General features: G+C 72.0%; 13 protein-coding genes. 5 read left to right on the top strand and 8 right to left on the bottom strand.

What is annotated here, in order from left to right; all coding sequences use genetic code 11:
• Window positions 1–5 precede the first annotated feature (5 nt).
• Window positions 6–1,397, top strand: coding sequence for an endo-1,4-beta-xylanase (locus ACFY1S_RS16040; protein WP_387117995.1), 1,392 nt, complete (start codon window positions 6–8; stop codon window positions 1,395–1,397).
• A gap of 101 nt (window positions 1,398–1,498) precedes the next feature.
• On the opposite strand, the gene sthA is transcribed toward ACFY1S_RS16040, so the two are convergent.
• The 3 genes from sthA to ACFY1S_RS16055 form a co-directional block, all read right to left on the bottom strand.
• Window positions 1,499–2,902, bottom strand: a complete 1,404-nt coding sequence (gene sthA, locus ACFY1S_RS16045; RefSeq protein ID WP_364363899.1) for a Si-specific NAD(P)(+) transhydrogenase — start codon at window positions 2,900–2,902, stop codon at window positions 1,499–1,501.
• A gap of 170 nt (window positions 2,903–3,072) precedes the next feature.
• Window positions 3,073–3,711, bottom strand: coding sequence for a response regulator (locus ACFY1S_RS16050; RefSeq protein WP_387117998.1), 639 nt, complete (start codon window positions 3,709–3,711; stop codon window positions 3,073–3,075).
• Window positions 3,708–4,907, bottom strand: a complete 1,200-nt coding sequence (locus ACFY1S_RS16055) for a sensor histidine kinase (RefSeq protein ID WP_387118001.1) — start codon at window positions 4,905–4,907, stop codon at window positions 3,708–3,710. The genes ACFY1S_RS16050 and ACFY1S_RS16055 overlap by 4 nt, the downstream gene beginning before the upstream one ends.
• 146 nt (window positions 4,908–5,053) lie before the next feature.
• On the opposite strand from ACFY1S_RS16055, the gene ACFY1S_RS16060 reads away from it, so the two are divergent.
• Window positions 5,054–5,812 (top strand): ABC transporter ATP-binding protein, encoded by a 759-nt coding sequence (locus ACFY1S_RS16060; protein ID WP_387118005.1) that lies wholly within the window; start codon window positions 5,054–5,056, stop codon window positions 5,810–5,812.
• Window positions 5,809–8,343: an FtsX-like permease family protein gene (locus ACFY1S_RS16065; protein WP_387118008.1), complete on the top strand. Its 2,535-nt coding sequence runs from the start codon at window positions 5,809–5,811 to the stop codon at window positions 8,341–8,343. The genes ACFY1S_RS16060 and ACFY1S_RS16065 overlap by 4 nt, the downstream gene beginning before the upstream one ends.
• 48 nt (window positions 8,344–8,391) lie before the next feature.
• On the opposite strand, the gene ACFY1S_RS16070 is transcribed toward ACFY1S_RS16065, so the two are convergent.
• Window positions 8,392–10,005 carry a ricin-type beta-trefoil lectin domain protein gene (locus ACFY1S_RS16070; RefSeq protein ID WP_387118010.1) on the bottom strand — a complete coding sequence of 538 codons (1,614 nt, stop codon included), beginning with the start codon at window positions 10,003–10,005 and terminating at the stop codon, window positions 8,392–8,394.
• 95 nt (window positions 10,006–10,100) lie between these two features.
• Window positions 10,101–10,523 carry a DUF2000 family protein gene (locus ACFY1S_RS16075; protein WP_387118013.1) on the bottom strand — a complete coding sequence of 141 codons (423 nt, stop codon included), beginning with the start codon at window positions 10,521–10,523 and terminating at the stop codon, window positions 10,101–10,103.
• Window positions 10,524–10,573: 50 nt separating this feature from the next.
• Here ACFY1S_RS16075 and ACFY1S_RS16080 point away from each other — a divergent pair, with 50 nt between their 5' ends.
• Both ACFY1S_RS16080 and ACFY1S_RS16085 read left to right on the top strand, forming a co-directional pair.
• On the top strand, window positions 10,574–11,392 hold the full coding sequence (locus ACFY1S_RS16080; RefSeq protein WP_387118016.1) for an AraC family transcriptional regulator: 819 nt from the start codon (window positions 10,574–10,576) through the stop codon (window positions 11,390–11,392).
• A 316-nt stretch (window positions 11,393–11,708) separates the two neighbouring features.
• Window positions 11,709–13,289: a DHA2 family efflux MFS transporter permease subunit gene (locus ACFY1S_RS16085; RefSeq protein WP_387118019.1), complete on the top strand. Its 1,581-nt coding sequence runs from the start codon at window positions 11,709–11,711 to the stop codon at window positions 13,287–13,289.
• 51 nt (window positions 13,290–13,340) lie between these two features.
• On the opposite strand, the gene ACFY1S_RS16090 is transcribed toward ACFY1S_RS16085, so the two are convergent.
• The 3 genes from ACFY1S_RS16090 to ACFY1S_RS16100 form a co-directional block, all read right to left on the bottom strand.
• Complete coding sequence (locus ACFY1S_RS16090) at window positions 13,341–13,802, bottom strand: DUF5709 domain-containing protein (protein ID WP_387118022.1); 462 nt, start codon at window positions 13,800–13,802, stop codon at window positions 13,341–13,343.
• Between the two features lie 114 nt (window positions 13,803–13,916).
• Window positions 13,917–14,801 (bottom strand): alpha/beta fold hydrolase, encoded by an 885-nt coding sequence (locus tag ACFY1S_RS16095; RefSeq protein ID WP_387118024.1) that lies wholly within the window; start codon window positions 14,799–14,801, stop codon window positions 13,917–13,919.
• A gap of 113 nt (window positions 14,802–14,914) precedes the next feature.
• Window positions 14,915–15,838 (bottom strand): RNA polymerase sigma factor, encoded by a 924-nt coding sequence (locus ACFY1S_RS16100; protein WP_387118027.1) that lies wholly within the window; start codon window positions 15,836–15,838, stop codon window positions 14,915–14,917.
• Between the last annotated feature and the right edge of the window lie 138 nt (window positions 15,839–15,976).

The following is a 15,976-nucleotide window of genomic DNA, read 5'->3' on the forward strand; positions in this document are numbered from 1 at the left end:
GCACGATGAGAAACGCGAGATGGAAAGCGGTGACGAGAGCCGCCATCGCGCTGACCGGCGCCGGCACGCTCGCCGCCGGGATGGCGCTGGTGCTGACGGCACCCGCGTCCGCGGGCACCACGCTCGGCGCGTCCGCCGCGGAGAAGGGACGCTACTTCGGCACGGCGGTGGCGGCGTTCAAGCTGTCGGACAGCGCGTACACCACCATCCTGAACCGTGAGTTCAACATGGTGACGCCCGAGAACGAGATGAAGATCGACGCGACGGAGCCGCAGCAGGGCCGGTTCAGCTACAGCTCCGCCGAGCAGATCGTCAACCACGCCCGCAGCCGGGGAATGCAGGTACGCGGACACACCCTGGCCTGGCACCAGCAGCAGCCCAGCTGGATGCAGGGCATGAGCGGGAGCGCGTTGCGTCAGGCGATGCTCAACCACGTCACGCAGGTCGCGACCCACTTCCGGGGCCAGATCTACGCCTGGGACGTGGTGAACGAGGCCTTCGACGACGGCAACTCGGGCGCGCGTCGTGACTCGAACCTCCAGCGCACCGGCAACGACTGGATCGAGGCGGCGTTCCGGGCGGCGCGGGCGGCCGACCCCGGCGCGAAGCTCTGCTACAACGACTACAACACCGACAACTGGACCTGGGCCAAGACCCAGGCCGTGTACAACATGGTGCGGGACTTCAAGTCCCGTGGCGTCCCGATCGACTGCGTCGGGTTCCAGTCGCACTTCAACAACGAGTCGCCCTACGTGAGCAACTACCGCACCACGCTGTCCAGCTTCGCCGCCCTCGGGGTGGACGTGCAGATCACCGAGCTGGACATCCAGGGCGCCTCGGCGACGACGTACCGCAGCGTGGTGGAGGACTGCCTCGCGGTCGCCCGCTGCAACGGCATCACGGTGTGGGGGATCCGGGACAGCGACTCGTGGCGCTCCTCGCAGACCCCGTTGCTGTTCGACAGCAGCGGTGCGAAGAAGCCCGCGTACGACGCCGTGCTCGCGGCGCTGAACAACGGCACCACCCCGCCGACCACCGAACCGCCCACGACCCCACCGCCGACCGACCCGCCCACCGACCCGCCGACGACCCCGCCTCCGGGCACGGGTGGCTGCACCGCGACGGTGACCGTGAACCAGTGGACCGGCGGCTTCGTGGCGAACGTCCGGGTGACGGCCGGCTCGTCGGCCCTCAACGGCTGGACGGTGACGGTCGCCCTGCCCTCGGGCGCGACTGTCACCAACGCCTGGAGCGCCGACCGCAGCGGCAACACAGGCACGACCAACTTCCGGAACGTGTCCTACAACGGCCAGGTCGGCGCCGGACAGTCCACGGAGTTCGGCTTCCAGGCCAACGGCACCGCAGGCACGCTGACCCCGACCTGCGCGGCGGGCTGACGTAGACACCGGCCGGTGTGGAGGGTGCCCGGAACCTCCGCACCGGCCGGCCCGCGCCCGGGGACGCCCTGAGCGACCAACGACAGGCGGAAAGACAGCCGCTAGCCGTCGATGCGGCTGATGTTGCGGATCTTGTTGGACGCGTCCAGGGCGGCCACCTTGTACGCCTCGGCGAGCGTCGGGTAGTTGAACACCGCGTCGATGAGGTAGTCGATCGTGCCCCCGCAGCCGATCACCGCCTGGCCGATGTGGACGATCTCGGTGGCGGCGGTGCCGAACACGTGCACCCCGAGCAGTCGGCCGTCGTCGGGGGAGACGAGCAGCTTCAACATGCCGTACGAGTCACCCACGATCTGGCCCCGGGCCAGCTCCCGATAGCGCGCGATGCCCACCTCGAACGGTGTCGAGCTGTCGGTCAACTGCGCCTCGGTCTGCCCGACGAAACTGATCTCCGGGATCGTGTAGATGCCGATGGGTTGCAGGCCGTGCATCTCGCGGACCGGTTCGCCGCAGGCGTGCTGGGCGGCCAACCGACCCTGCTCCATCGAGGTGGACGCGAGCGCCGGAAATCCGATCACGTCACCGACGGCGTAGATGTTGTCGACCGAGGTGCGGTAGTTGGCGTCGACGCTGATCCGGCCCCGCCGGTCCGCCTCCAACCCGGCGGCGTCCAGCGCCAGGTCGTCGGTCTGGCCCTGCCGGCCCGCCGAGTACATCACCGTGTCGGCGACGATCTTCTTGCCGCTCTTGAGGATGCACAGCGCGGCCGTGTGGTGCTTCTCCACCGCGGCGACCTCCTCGCCGAAGCGGAACGCCACGGACAGGTCGCGCAGGTGGTACTTGAGCGATTCGACGACCTCGTCGTCGCAGAAGTCGAGCATCCGGTCGCGGCGTTCCACAACCGTCACCTTCGTGCCGAGTGCGGCGAACATGGACGCGTACTCCATGCCGATCACGCCGGCACCGACCACCACCATGCTGCGGGGCACGGCCTGGAGGTTGATGACGCCGTCGGAGTCGACGATGGTGCGGTCGTCGAAGTCGACGCTGTCCGGTCGGGCCGGACGGGTGCCGGCCGCGATGATGATTTTGTCGAAGGTCACTCTGGACTCGCGGCCGGAGCCGCCGTCGACCCAGATCGAGTGCGCGTCCGCGAAGCGTCCCGTTCCGGTGATCATCGCGACCCGGTTGCGGGCGAGCTGGTTGCGGATGACGTCGGTCTGGCGGGCGATCACGTGCTGGGTGCGGGCGGCCAGGTCGCTGACCGTGATCTCCTCCTTGACCCGGTAGCTGCTGCCGTACAGGTCGCGCTGGCTCAGGCCGGTCAGGTAGAGCACGGCCTCGCGAAGCGTCTTGGACGGGACCGTGCCGGTGTTGATGCACACCCCGCCGATCATGTCGCGGCGGTCCACGATGCCGACCCGCCTGCCGAGCTTGGCGGCGGCGATCGCGGCCTTCTGCCCGCCGGGCCCGGAGCCCAGCACCACCAGGTCGTAGTCATACACGAGGGTCAGCGTCGCAAGATGTCGGGGCGCGCGCCAGAGCTGGGCCGTGAGCGTTACTCTTCCGCCACCGCGCGGACGCCGCAGTTCAACGTGACTCCTGCGGCAGTTGCGGCCGAGCGGGGATATGCCGCGCGACGAGGCGTCGGCCGGTCCGCCAGGTCGGGCGCGACCTAGCCGACGAGGCGGCGCTCCCAGGCCCAGGCGGCGATCTCGACCCGGTTACGGGCCGGCAGCTTCGTCTGCACGCTCGCCAGATGGGTCTTGACGGTGCCGACGGCGATGAAGAGCCGGGCGGCGATCTCGGCGTTGGTCAGGCCCCGGGCCACGAGCTTGACGACGTCGAGTTCCCGAGGCGACAGTCCGGCGTCGTCGTACGCCGGAGCGGGCGAGCTGAGATGCTCCAGCAGTCGTACCGTGATGGACGGACTGATCAGCGCGTCACCCGACACGGCCGCGCGGACCGCCTCCACCAGCAGCGCCGGGCCGGAGTCCTTGAGCAGGAAACCGCAGGCGCCGTTGGCGAGCGCGGTGTGCACGTACTCGTCGAGGTCGAAGGTCGTCACCACGACGACCCGGATGGGCTCGGCGACACCCGGCCCGGCGAGCAGCCGCAGCGCCTCGAGGCCGTCGAGGCGCGGCATCCGGATGTCCAGCAGCACGACGTCCGGCCGCAGCCGCCGGGCCAGCTCGACGGCGGCGACGCCGTCGGCCGCCTCGCCGACCACCGCCATGTCCGGCTGCGCGCCGATGATCATGCCGAAGCCGGTACGGACCATCGCCTGGTCGTCGGCGACCAGCACCCGGATCACCGGGCCACCGCCGAGCGCAGCGGGAACGCGGCATCGAGAACCCAACCACCGGCGACGCCCGGTCCGGCGGTGATCGTTCCGCCGAGGGCGCGTACCCGCTCGGTGAGGCCGATCAGGCCGAAGCCGTGCCCGCGGGCCGGCGCGGTACGCGGGGTCGCGCCGTCGTCGGCGACGCGGACCAGCAGCCAGTCCGGGGTACGACGCACGGACACGTCCACCGCCCGCGCGTCCGGAGCGTGCTGCCGGGTGTTGGTCAGCCCCTCCATCACCACCCGGTACGCCGACGTCGACACCTCGACCGGCAGCCCGTCCAGGTCGCCGTCGACGTGCAGCCGAGCCGGCGCGTTCGCCGTCCCGTTGAACCCGGTCAACAGCGGCACCAGGTCGGTCACTCCGGCCAGCGGGGCCAGCGGCGCGTCCGGCGGGGCATCCGGGTTGCGCAGGATCCCGACCATCCGCCGCATCGAGGCCATCGTCTCGGCACCGGCCCGCTCGATCTGCTCCAGGGCGACGATCACCCGCCGTGGGTCCTGCTCGGCGACGAACCGGGCGCCCTGCGCCTGCACCACGATGCCCGTCACGTGGTGGGCGATGAAGTCGTGCAGGTCCCTGGCGAACTCCGCGCGCTGCTCGGCTCTGACCAGCGCGATCGCCCGCTCCCGACCGGCGGCGACGACCCGCAGGTAGAGCCCCACCCCGGCGGCGCCGGCCGCCGCGAGCGCCTGGAGCAGACCGAAGATCACGAGCAGGCTGTCGGTGCCGAGACGCAGCGGCATCGCCGCGACGGCGAGCCCGGCGGCCACCGCGGCCCCCAGAGCGGGCCGGGGTGCGCCCCAGCGCGTCACCACGAACACCACACCGATCAGCCCGGCCGACTCGGCGAGGCCCCAGGTGCGGGCGAGCAGGACGCCGCCCCCGGAGAGGAACACCATCGCCGCGGTCACGGCCAGTGAGGCCGTGGCGAGTAGCAGCGCGGCCAGCGGCAGCCGGCGGGAACCCAGCCGGTGGACCGGCAGCCAGAGCGGCACCGTCGCCACCGCCAGGCCCATCGGCACCGGCAGGAACAGGAGAGCGGTGACTCTGGGGATGTCCTGCGTGCTGGACGCGAAGTCGAAGAGGGCGAGCAAACCAAAGGCCACCAGGCCGGCGGCCTGGGCCAGGCGTACCCACCAACGTCGAAGATCCCGCGCGCTCATGATGACCCAGCGTAGCCAGCGGCGTGTCGACGGCAGATCAGCCGAAAGACAGACCCGGCGTCGGCGATACCCGGCCCCGGACCGATGCGCCCACCCGCCGGTGGCGGCGAGGCTTCCCCTGTCACATCGCAGCCACTGGAGGAACAATGACACCCCACGCCCCGCCGCGGACCACGCATGCTGCGGTCGCCGCCGTCGACCTGGTAAAGGTGTACGGCAGCGGCGACACGGCGGTCCGCGCGCTCGACGGGGTCTCGGTCGGCTTCGGCCGCGCCGAGTTCACCGCGATCATGGGCTCGTCCGGGTCCGGCAAGTCGACACTCATGCACTGCCTCGCCGGCCTGGACACGGCGACCTCCGGCCGCGTCCTGCTCGGCGGCACGGAACTCACAGGTCAGTCCGACCGGACGCTGACCCGGGTGCGCCGCGACCGGATCGGGTTCGTCTTCCAGGCGTTCAACCTGCTGCCGCAGCTCACCGCCGCGCAGAACATCACCCTGCCGCTGGACCTCGCCGGCCGGGAGCCCGACCGGCAACTGCTGGAGCACCTGGTGCGGGTGCTGGGCCTGGGCGACCGGCTGGGCCACCGGCCCAGCGAGCTGTCCGGCGGCCAGCAGCAGCGGGTGGCGCTCGCGCGGGCGCTGGTGTCGCGGCCCGAGGTGGTCTTCGCCGACGAGCCGACCGGCAACCTCGACTCCCGATCCGGGGCGGAGGTGCTCACCATCCTGCGCGAATCGGTACGCGACCTCGGCCAGACAGTCGTCATGGTCACCCACGACCCGATCGCCGCCGCGTACGCCGACCGGGTCGTCCTGCTCGCCGACGGACGGGTCGCCGGGGAGATCGACAAGCCGGACCAGGGCTCCGTTACCGACGCGCTTCGTGAACTGGCGGCCCGCGCATGAGGGCGACAGTGCTGCGCACCCAGGTGAGCGCCGCCGCCCGCCGCCCCGGCCGGCTGATCCTGACCGGCCTGGCCATCCTGGTCGCCGCCTTCGTCGTCTTCGGCACCGTGCTGGTACAGGAGATCACCGAACGGACCGTGCGGGACAACCTCAGCGGCACGCCGGCCGCCACCGACCTGGTGATCGGTGACAACGAGCAGCCGCCACCCACCGCGGCCCAGTTGCAGCGGGTCCGGGCCGTGCCCGGTGTGGCCGAGGCGGTGGGCCGGCCGTCGGTAGGTGTCGCCTTCGGCGAGGGGTACCTCAATCTCCAGGGCGACCCCGGTGCCGGCCCGCTGGCCACCGTGCACGTGATCGAGGGCAGCTACCCGGACCAGCCAGGCGAGATCGCGATCACCCCGCGTACCGCCGAGCGGCTCGGGCTCGCGGTGGGCACCTCGACCAGCGGCACCGGCGGCGAACTCACCACGCCCGCCCGGCTGACCGTCACCGGCCTGGTCGACACCCCCGACGACGCCGGCCTGGACGCGTACGCGCCGGACAGCGCCGTGACCGCCTGGGCGCGCCTGGGCACCGTGCAGCGCATCGACGTGCGGGTGGCCCCCGGCGAGTCCGCCGAGTCCGTCCGCCAACGGGTGAGCGCCGTGGTCGGTGCCGAGCAGCAGGTCCGCTCCGGGGCCGAGGTGCGCGACGCCGAGGCCAACGAGGCCGCCGAGCAGGTCGGGAGGCTCTTCGTGCTGGTCGGCGTGTTCGTCGCGATCGCTGTCATCGCCGCCGCGCTGGTGGTCACCTCGACCTTCCGCATCGTCTTCGCCCAGCGGATGCGGCACCTCGCGCTGCTGCGCGCGGTCGGTGCCGGGCGCGCGACCCTGGTGGGCGCGTTGACCGCCGAGGGAGCCCTGACCGGGCTCGTCGCCGGAGCCGTCGGCGTCGGCGGCGCGCTCGCCCTCGGGTACGCCCTGCCGGCGGTGTTGCGCGCGGCGGGCATGGCTGTCTCGTCGCCCGGCCTGCCGCTGGCGGCGGCGGTCGCGGTGATCGTCGGCGCCGTCGTGATCACCGTCCTGGCCGTGCTGGCGCCGGCGCTCTCCGCCTCCCGGGTCTCCCCGCTGGAGGCGCTGCGCACGGCGAGCACCACCGCCGGCCAGCGCGGCATCGCACCGCTGCGCCTCGGCGCGGGCCTGCTGCTGGCCGTGGGCGCGGTCCTGGCCGCCGTCGGGACGTGGCACCGGTTGCCCACGCCGGAGCAGGAGTCGTACGACCCGACGATGCCTCTGCTCCTGCTGGTCGGCTCCGGCGCGCTGGCGTTCTTCGCGCTGGTGGCCCTCGGTCCGCTGCTGGTGCGGCCGGTGCTGGCCGTGGTGGGCTGGCCGCTGCGTCAGCTCGGCCCGCACGGCAGGCTGGCGGTCGGCGGGATCGGCGGTACGCCGCGCCGTGCCGCCGCGGTCTCCGTCGTGGTGGCGCTCGGAGTGACCCTGATCTCCGGGGTGGTCATCGGGGGCGCGTCGATGGGAGTGCTCGCCGAACGGGAGATGGCGCTCTCGGCGCCCACCGACTTCGAGGTCACCACGAACGGCGGAACGCTGCCGGCCTCGGTCGTGACCCGGGCCGAGACGGCACGGGGGGCGCTGGCCCGGGTGATGCCGTACCGGCGGGTTGCCGACGTCACGCTGACGGGCGGTGCCGACCGCCTCGGCGATGTCGAGTCCGGCTACCCGACGAGTGACCTGGACATGGCCGCGTTGCCGACGACCCGGAGCCTGGACGTGGCGCAGGGCTCCCTTGCCGACCGTGGGCCGGGCCGCGTCGTGCTCGGCAGCTGGGTGGCCCGTGACACCGGCCTGCGCGCCGGCGACACGGCCGCGCTCGCCCTCGGCGGCAGGACCGTCGACGTACGCGTCGCAGCGGTCCTGCCCGACCACGGCCCGCTGCACGCCGGCATCCTGGCCGACCGCGGCGACCTCGACCGGCTCGGTGTGCCCACGGCGTACACCGGTCTGCTTGCCGACGCGGCGGGGTCCGGCGAGGAGGGCCGCACGGCAGGGGTACGGGCGCTGCGGCAGGCGATCCAGGGCAGCGAGGGGGTGGGGCTCTCGGTGCTCGCCGACGAGCGGGACCGCAACGACGAGGTGCTGGGCACCCTGGTCTGGATCGCGGTCGGCCTGGTCAGCCTCACCGTGTTGATCGCGGTCGTCGGCGTGGGATCCACCACCGCGCTCTCGGTGGTGGAGCGCATCCGCGAGTCCGGTCTGCTCCGCGCGATCGGTCTGTCCCGGGTGGGCCTGCGCACCATGCTGACCGCCGAAGCGGGCCTCTACGGGGTGATCGGCGCGACGATCGGTCTGCTCCTCGGCGTCCCGTACGCGTGGCTGGCGGTGCGGACGCTCGGGATCAACGCACCCCTGACCGTACCGGTGCTGTCGCTGGTCGCGCTGTTCCTGGTGCTCGTCGCGTTGACCGCGTTGGCCGGGGTGCTGCCGGCGCGGCGGGCGGCGCGGGTCAGCCCGGTGGTGGCGCTCGGGGTGGACGGCTGAGCACGACTGTGGGTCGGCGCGCGGCGGCGCCGACCCACAGTCGTCCGGTCAGTTCGGGTTGTCGGCGTGGGTGAGCGTCTCCCAGGCGACGAAGAGGTTGTTGGTGCTGGCCGGCCGCTGCTGCAGCGTGAGGGCCTGCGTGTTGGTCATGACGTTGCCCAGCCTGTTGCTCATCGCGTTGAAGCCGACCTCGGTGATCGGGCCGAGGCCACGGGTGAGGCTGCCGCCGCAGAGCCAGGAGGGCGGCGCCTCGCCGAGCTGGTAGCGGGAGTGGAAGCCGAGCGCCTGTCGCAGTCGTTCACCGACCTGGGGGTAGAGATCCCGTCCCTGGATCCGGGAGGTCTCGGCGACGTGCGAGATGGCGGAGATCCCGTACCCGGTGTGCACGAAGTCCCGGCAGGTCTCCTGCGCGAGGCCGGCGACGAACGTGGACTGGCCCTGCCAGTAGCTGATGATCTCGGAGCTGGTGTCCAGGCCGCTGCCGGGCACCGTGTACGGCAGCGCGCCGTCGCTGGGCAGGTAGACGAAGGCCCGCGCGCGGTTGAGGAAGCGGGTGACGGCCGCGTCGTAGGCGTCACGGTCCTCCAGGAAGACGGCGATACCGATCGCTGCCTCCATCATCGTCAGTTCCCAGTTGCCGTTGCTGTTCGACCCGTTGCGCACGACAGGCAGGTAGACGGTGCGCAGCATGGTGGCGAACCGGTTGGCGTTGGGCCAGCCCGTGTACGTGTATCTGATGATCTCGGCGGCCCGGGGCCAGACCGAGGCGGCCCAGCCGGTCTGCAACGGCGCGTTGCTGCCGGTGTGCGAGGTGATCGTCGAGGACCAGGCGTCCATGATCTGGATGGACTTCTGCGCGTACCGGGCGTCGCCTGTGACGTACCAGGCGAGCGCGTCGGTGTACGCGGCGATGGCGTCCTCGCGTTCGTCGGTGCAGCCGTTGTTCGGATTGGAGTACGACCCGCACTCGACGACCGCGCGGGGTGCCGGGGTACGCGCCAGCGAGGCGTACCGGCTGCTCATCATCTGGTTGTACGCCGCCGCCCACGGCTGCGCGCCGGCCTGCACCCGCCCCCTGACGAAGTCGAGCTGACCCCGGCTGACCAGGACGCCGGGGTGGGCGAAGCCGCCCGAGGACGGCGGTGGGGTGTCGCCGCCGGTGGGCAGTGTCCAGGTCTGGTTCGCGGTGCCGGTGCAGCTCCAGATCTGGAGCGGTGTCCCGTCGGCGGAGCTGGGGCCTGTCGCGTCGAGGCACTTGCCGGAGGTGGGGTTGATCAGCTGCCCGGCGCTGGCCGACCACTGTTGCGCGCCGGTGCCGTTGCAGTCGTAGATCTGCACGCGGGCACCGTTGGCGGTGCTGGCGGCGGCGATGTCGAGGCACTTGCCCAGCGCCCTGATGGTGCCGTCGTCGCCGACCGTCCACTGTTGCGCGGTCGACCCGTTGCAGGTGTAGAGCTGCACAGGCGTGCCGTTGGCCGGGTTGGCGGCGGCCACGTCGACGCACTTGCCGCCGTACCCGGTGATCGCGCCCGTCCCGGCGGCCATCGCTGCGGGGGCGCCGACGGTCAGGCCGGTCGGTACGGCGAGCAGGGCCGCGGCGAGGGCGGCGGTCAACCTGATGCGGGCAGGGCGTGGTGTGGGCCCGGCCATTCGTCGCGCCATGTCGGGGTCCTTCCGGGCGGCGAAACAACTGTAAAGTCTGTTAATTATTACAGTCATGCGCATCGATATCAATGTCTTCGCCGCAATTGCCGCCGTCAGGGATGCATTGTCGCTCCCTTGAGGACCTTGTCCACGACCGTGCGCCCCGCGTGCAGGGCCAACCCCACCAGGTCGAGCTTCTCCCGGCCGACCGCCTGCACGGCGGCCCGGTTGTCCCGGTCGTTGCCTGTGGCGAACAGCTCGGACGTGAACACGGCGAGCCGCAGCCCGCGGGCGAGGGCCCGCGAGTGCGCGTTGGTCAGGGTCGCCCGGTCGCCGGCGAAGACCAGCACCGGCTGGCCGAACATCGGCAGGTACGCCGTACCGTCCGCGTCGCGGTACTTCTCGCCGAGCAGCTCCGGCTCGGCGTGCGCGATGCCACTTACCAGAAAGGCGGTGACGTTGAGTCGCTGCCAGCCGACCAGGTCGTTGCGGAGCAGCACGGCGATCTTGGTGGGAAAGCGGATCGGTTCGGTCATGGCGCCGAGCCTGCCGGTGCCGGCACCCACCGGTCTTGTACGTTCTTAGCGTGGCCACCCGCCCGGCCGGCTCGCAGGTCAGCGCGTGGCGACCCGCCGTCGCCGGGGTCGCCGAGGTCTTCCACGCCCATTTCGTGGACCACGCGTACCCACGGCACGTCCACGACGTGTGGACGTTGCTGATCGTGGACGACGGCGCGGTCCGCTTCGACCTCGACCGGCACCGGCACGGCGCGCTGCGCACATCGGTCACCCTGCTGCCGCCGTACGTGCCGCACGACGGCCGCTCCGCCACCCCTGGCGGCTTTCGCAAACGGGTCCTGTACCTCGACACCTCGGCCCTCGCCCCCGACCTGGTCGGCCGGGCGGTGGACGAGCCGGACCTGGCCGATCCGCGCCTGCGGGACCGGATCCACCACCTGCACCACGTGCTCGCCACGCCTGGCGAGGAGTTCGAGGCCGAGAGCCGGCTCGCGCTCATCCTGGACCGGCTGCGCGCGCAACTGTTCCGACGGACGCCGGTCGGCACCGTGCCGGCCGTGCCCGGCCTCGCCGACCGGCTCCGTGAGCTGCTGGACGCCCGGACCGTCGACGGTGTCACGCTTCGCGAGGCCGCCGACCTGCTGCACGCCCACCCGACCCACCTGGTCCGGACCTTCACACGCGCGCACGGGCTGCCACCACACTCGTACCTGACCGGTCGCCGGGTCGAGCTGGCGCGTCGCCTGCTCCTCGCGGGTCAGCGCCCCGCCGAGGCCGCCACGGCCGCCGGGTTCTTCGACCAGGCGCACCTGAGCCGTCACTTCCGGCGCTTTCTGGGCGTCAGCCCGGCCCGCTACCCGGCCGCGCCCCAGGGTCGGACGAGCTGACTATTCAAAGGACGGCGTCAGGGGGTTCCGGACCGGGGCCGCGTTGACCCTCGACACGGGCACTGCTCTGCCGACTCGTCGCCGGTGGACCTCGGGCGACCCGCAGGCTGATCGCCACACCGACGATTGGTCGTCATCGCACGGCCGTTCGGATGCGGCAGCGGGCGGTCACGAAATCCGGCGGCGAACCGTCACAACTGGCGGTTACTCTGCCTCCGCGCGTCGTTGCCCCGGCACGCCGCGCCCCGCGCCTGGTCGGCGCGGCGTCGCCGCCACCGCCCACCACTGGCCGGCTCATACGACCTCAGGAGAGTTTGTGACACAGCAATCCGTCGCGACATCGGACAAACTCGACGCCGCGGTGCTCAAGGTGGCAGGCGTCGTGGTCCTCGGCGCGATCATGTCGATCCTCGACGTGACTGTGGTCAGCGTCGCGCTGCCCACGTTCCAGACCGAGTTCGACGCGTCCTACGCCCGCGTCGCGTGGACGATGACCGCCTACACCCTCGCCCTGGCCACCGTGATCCCGCTCAGCGGGTGGGCGGCCGACCGGTTCGGCACCAAACGCCTCTACATGGTGGCGTTGGCGCTCTTCACCATCGGGTCCGGGCTCTGCGCCACCGCCGACACGATCGGCGAGCTGATCGGCTACCGCGTGTTGCAGGGCCTCGGCGGCGGCATGCTCATGCCGCTGGGCATGACCATCATGACCCGCGCGGCCGGGCCGCACCGGATCGGCCGGCTGATGGCCGTCCTCGGCATCCCGATGCTGCTCGGGCCGATCGGCGGCCCGATCCTCGGCGGCTGGCTGATCGACACCGCGAGCTGGCACTGGATCTTCCTGATCAACCTGCCGATCGGTGTCGTGGCGCTCGTCTACGCGCAGCTCGCGCTGCCCAAGGACGCTCCCGAGCCGTCCGAGTCGTTCGACTTCGTCGGCATGCTCATGCTCTCGCCGGGCCTCGCCCTGTTCCTGTACGGGGTCTCGTCACTGCCCGAGGCGGGCACCTTCACCGAGGCCAAGGTGTGGGCCCCGATGCTGGTGGGCGGCGCGCTGGTGGTGGCGTTCGTGCTCTACTCGTTCAAGCCCCGGCACCCGCTGCTCGACCTGCGGCTGTTCCGCAACCGCAACCTCACCATCGCCTCGGTGACGCTGTTCGTGTTCATCATCGCGTTCATGGGCGCCGGCCTGCTGTTCCCGAGCTACTTCCTGCAGGTGCGCGGCGAGTCCACGTTGGCCGCCGGCCTGCTGATGGCCCCCCAGGGCATCGGCGCGATGATCACCATGCCGATCGCCGGCACGCTTGCCGATCGGGTGCCGATCGGGCGTACCGTCCCGTTCGCGCTGGCCCTCATCGTGGCCGGGTTCTTCAGCTTCACCCAGGTCGACCCGCAGACCTCGTACTGGCTGCTCGGCGGGTCGCTGTTCGTGATGGGCCTCGGCATGGGTGGCACCATGATGCCGATCATGACCTCGGCGCTGCGGACGTTGCAGGCCCAGGAGGTGGCCCGCGGCTCGACGCTCGTCAACATCCTCCAGCAGATCGGCGGCTCGGTCGGCGCCGCCGTCATGTCGGTGATCCTCACCAACGAGCTGAACGGTTCCCGGCCGATCCCCGGCGCGGTGGACCCGAGCGGCGAGCCGATCACCGAGGCCGGGCTGGCCATCGCCGCCCAGCAGCGACCGGAACTGCTCCAGCAGACGCCAGTGGATCCGTCGCTCATCGAACGCGGGCTCGACTTCGCCGCCACGGCGTTCGCCCACACGTTCTGGGTCGCGTTCGCGCTCGTCGTGCTCACGTTCATCCCGGCCGCCCTGCTGCCGCGTCGGCGTCCCCCAGCACAGCTCGACGACCAGCAGGTCGAGCAGCTCAAGACGCCCATCGCCATGCACTGAGCGTCCCGCCGCGCTCAGCTCCCCGTGCGCGCTGAGCGCGGCGGCCCGACGTCAGCGAAGCGGGCCGTCGCCGGGTCCGTTCGGGTCGTCGACCAGGTGGATCGCCGCTTCCTCGGCGCTGGCGGCGCCCGCGTCGATCCCGGCGTCCCAGGCCACCGACTCGGCCTCGTCGTCCTCGCGGACACCCTCGTCGTAGGCGACGAGACGCCCCGCGCGGCCCTCGGCCTCGTACCCGCGTCGGGTCAGCTCGTCCTCGTCGTCGCCGCCCTCGGCGTACGGGTCGACGTCCGGCTCCTCCTGGGCCAGGTACTGCTCCAGGGACTCCCCGGCCCGCTCCTCGGCAGGCGTGGTGCCGAACCGGTTCGCCGCCGTCCAGTGGTCCTCGGCCACGATGCCGGTGTCGAGCGGGTCGCCGACCCGGTCGTCGTCAAGCGTGTCGGAGGCGTCCAGGACGCCGTCGTCCTCGGCCACGTTCCACTCGTCGACGGAATCCATCCGCTCGGTCTGGCTCACGGCGGTCTCTCCTTCGTCACGGCGCAGCGAAGTGCCAAGCCTATGACCGTGCAACGCCGCCGCCTCCCGAGGCCTGCCCGCTGTGACGAACGGACCTCGGGCGCGGCGTACGCGTCAGCGCCGCAGCAGCTCCGCCACGGCCTCGGTGAACTCGGCGGGCTGCTCGATGTGCGCGAAGTGCCCGCTGCGCTCCAGCACCACCAGGCGCGAGTCCTTGACGCCCGCGTGCAGCTCCTCCGCGAAGCGGGGCCCGCAGATGAAGTCGTACGCCCCCACGATCACCACGACCGGCACGGTGATCTCGCCGAGGTCGCCGCGCACGTCGAAGGGCGTGGGGTCCTGCGCGCCCGCCGGGGCGGACCAGACGCGCACCGCGGCCTGGAAGGGCGCGAACTCGTCCCGCCGACCCCAGAAGTCCGCGAAGTACACCGGGAGGGCCGCGCGTAGCGTGGCCGACAACGACTCGTCGTCGGTGGCGGCGCCGATCTGCGCGAAGGCGGTCGGGACCGCCGCCGCCTCCGGCCGGTCGGGGTGCCGTTGCGGGTACGCGGCGAGATTGGCCATCGCCTCGGCCCAGAACTCGGCACCGGTGACGGGCGAGGTGTCGTACAGGGCGAGACCGGCGACCCGGTCCGGGTGCGCCAGCGCGTACCGCTGCACGACGAAGCCGCCGTGCGAGTGGCCGAGGAGATACACCCGGGGCTCGCCGAGGTGGCCGACAACGGCGTCCAGGAACCGGACATACGTGTCGAGACGGTAGTCGTCTCGGTTGTCGAGGCGTCCGGAGGCGCCGGTCCCGACCGGCTCGACGTACACCATCGTGAAGTGCTCCTCCAGGCCCGGCGCCCGCAGGTACGACCACTCGATGCCGGGGCCGCCGGAGTGCGCCACACACACCGGTCCGGTGCCGGCGACGTGGTACACCTGCCGGACCCCGTCGACGGTGAGGGTGTGGCTGCCCGGCGCGAGCGCGCCGACGTCGTGGCGGGTGGAACCCATGAACTATCTCCCGATCCGTGACCCGTGCGGCTGGTGCCGCGACGGCGACTGGTGACTGACACGGACCAGATGCGCGGACCGGGGGAAAAGTTCGCTCGGCTCGGAACCTTTTCTCAGACCCGCGCCGGGAGGGGGTGGAAGAGGGTGAACCGCCACACCCGGCCCTGGTACAGCTGCTGCAACCAGAGCGCCGCGGGCGGGCAGTGCTCCGGATCATCCGGCGGGCTGAGCAGGTCGGTCTCCCAGATCAGCACGTTCCCGCTGGACACCACGTTGCGCAGCCGCTGGCGTACCCCGGCCTCCAGGTCGCCGTTCATGCCGCGGACCGCCAGATCACGACCGCCGCGCCGGCCACCCGGCACGATCATCTCGGCGTCCGGCCACCAGTGCTCCCGCACGACCCGGTCGAAGTCGCCCCGCATCGCCGTGTCGATCATGTCGCGGCCCTCGCGCCAGCGGGCGTCGTCGGCCGCCGTGGAGTCGGCGTACGCGGACGCCGAGGAGGTGCGCAGGCCGCCGGCGAGCGCGCGACGGGCGTGGCTGAGGCGGCTGCGGACGGTGCCGACCGGCACGCCGCAGACGGCCGCGATCTGCTCGTACGAGGAGGCGTCGCTGAAGTACCGCAGCAGGGTGACGAGCCGGTCGGACTCGGACAACTGCCCGACGGCGTGCCACACCCAGTCCCGCAGGGCGGTGCGGTCCAGCGCCTCCTCGGGGGTGGGGGTGGTGGAGGGAGGCGTGAACCATTCCGGCTCGGCGACGGGGACCGGCCGTGGGCCGCGCAGCGTCATGCGGGCGTTGTTGCGCACGATCGTGCGCAGCCACGGGGCGACAGCGGCGGGGTCGCGGACCTCCCCGATGCGCCGAACCGCCACCACCATCGCGTCCTGCACGGCGTCCTCGGCGTCCGGCCCGTAGCCGAGGAGGCTCAGCGCGACGGCCCGCATCCCGGCCTCGTGGCGGGCCAGCAGCACACCGAGCGCCCCCGCGTCCCCGGCCTGCGCGAGCACTACCAGATCGGCGTCACTGTGCGTCATGTGTACGTCCTCCCGCGCGTCCCGCTTCACCCTTTATGCGGGTTTACAGACGATTTCCGGGTGCCCAACCACGCGTGCCAGCCTACGACCTGTGACTGCGCCGCCCGACGGGCCGGTATCGTCGACCATCGGCACGGT

Source organism: Micromonospora sp. NPDC000663, assembly GCF_042898105.1.
In the GTDB taxonomy this organism is placed as follows: domain Bacteria; phylum Actinomycetota; class Actinomycetes; order Mycobacteriales; family Micromonosporaceae; genus Micromonospora.

Coding starts and splice junctions, on each gene's coding strand:
- ACFY1S_RS16040 (WP_387117995.1), top strand. CDS start 6: ATGAGAAACGCGAGATGGAAAGCGGTGACGAGAGCCGCCATCGCGCTG.
- ACFY1S_RS16055 (WP_387118001.1), bottom strand. CDS start 4,907: ATGAGCGCGCGGGATCTTCGACGTTGGTGGGTACGCCTGGCCCAGGCC.
- ACFY1S_RS16060 (WP_387118005.1), top strand. CDS start 5,054: ATGACACCCCACGCCCCGCCGCGGACCACGCATGCTGCGGTCGCCGCC.
- ACFY1S_RS16065 (WP_387118008.1), top strand. CDS start 5,809: ATGAGGGCGACAGTGCTGCGCACCCAGGTGAGCGCCGCCGCCCGCCGC.
- ACFY1S_RS16070 (WP_387118010.1), bottom strand. CDS start 10,005: ATGGCGCGACGAATGGCCGGGCCCACACCACGCCCTGCCCGCATCAGG.
- ACFY1S_RS16075 (WP_387118013.1), bottom strand. CDS start 10,523: ATGACCGAACCGATCCGCTTTCCCACCAAGATCGCCGTGCTGCTCCGC.
- ACFY1S_RS16095 (WP_387118024.1), bottom strand. CDS start 14,801: ATGGGTTCCACCCGCCACGACGTCGGCGCGCTCGCGCCGGGCAGCCAC.
- ACFY1S_RS16100 (WP_387118027.1), bottom strand. CDS start 15,838: ATGACGCACAGTGACGCCGATCTGGTAGTGCTCGCGCAGGCCGGGGAC.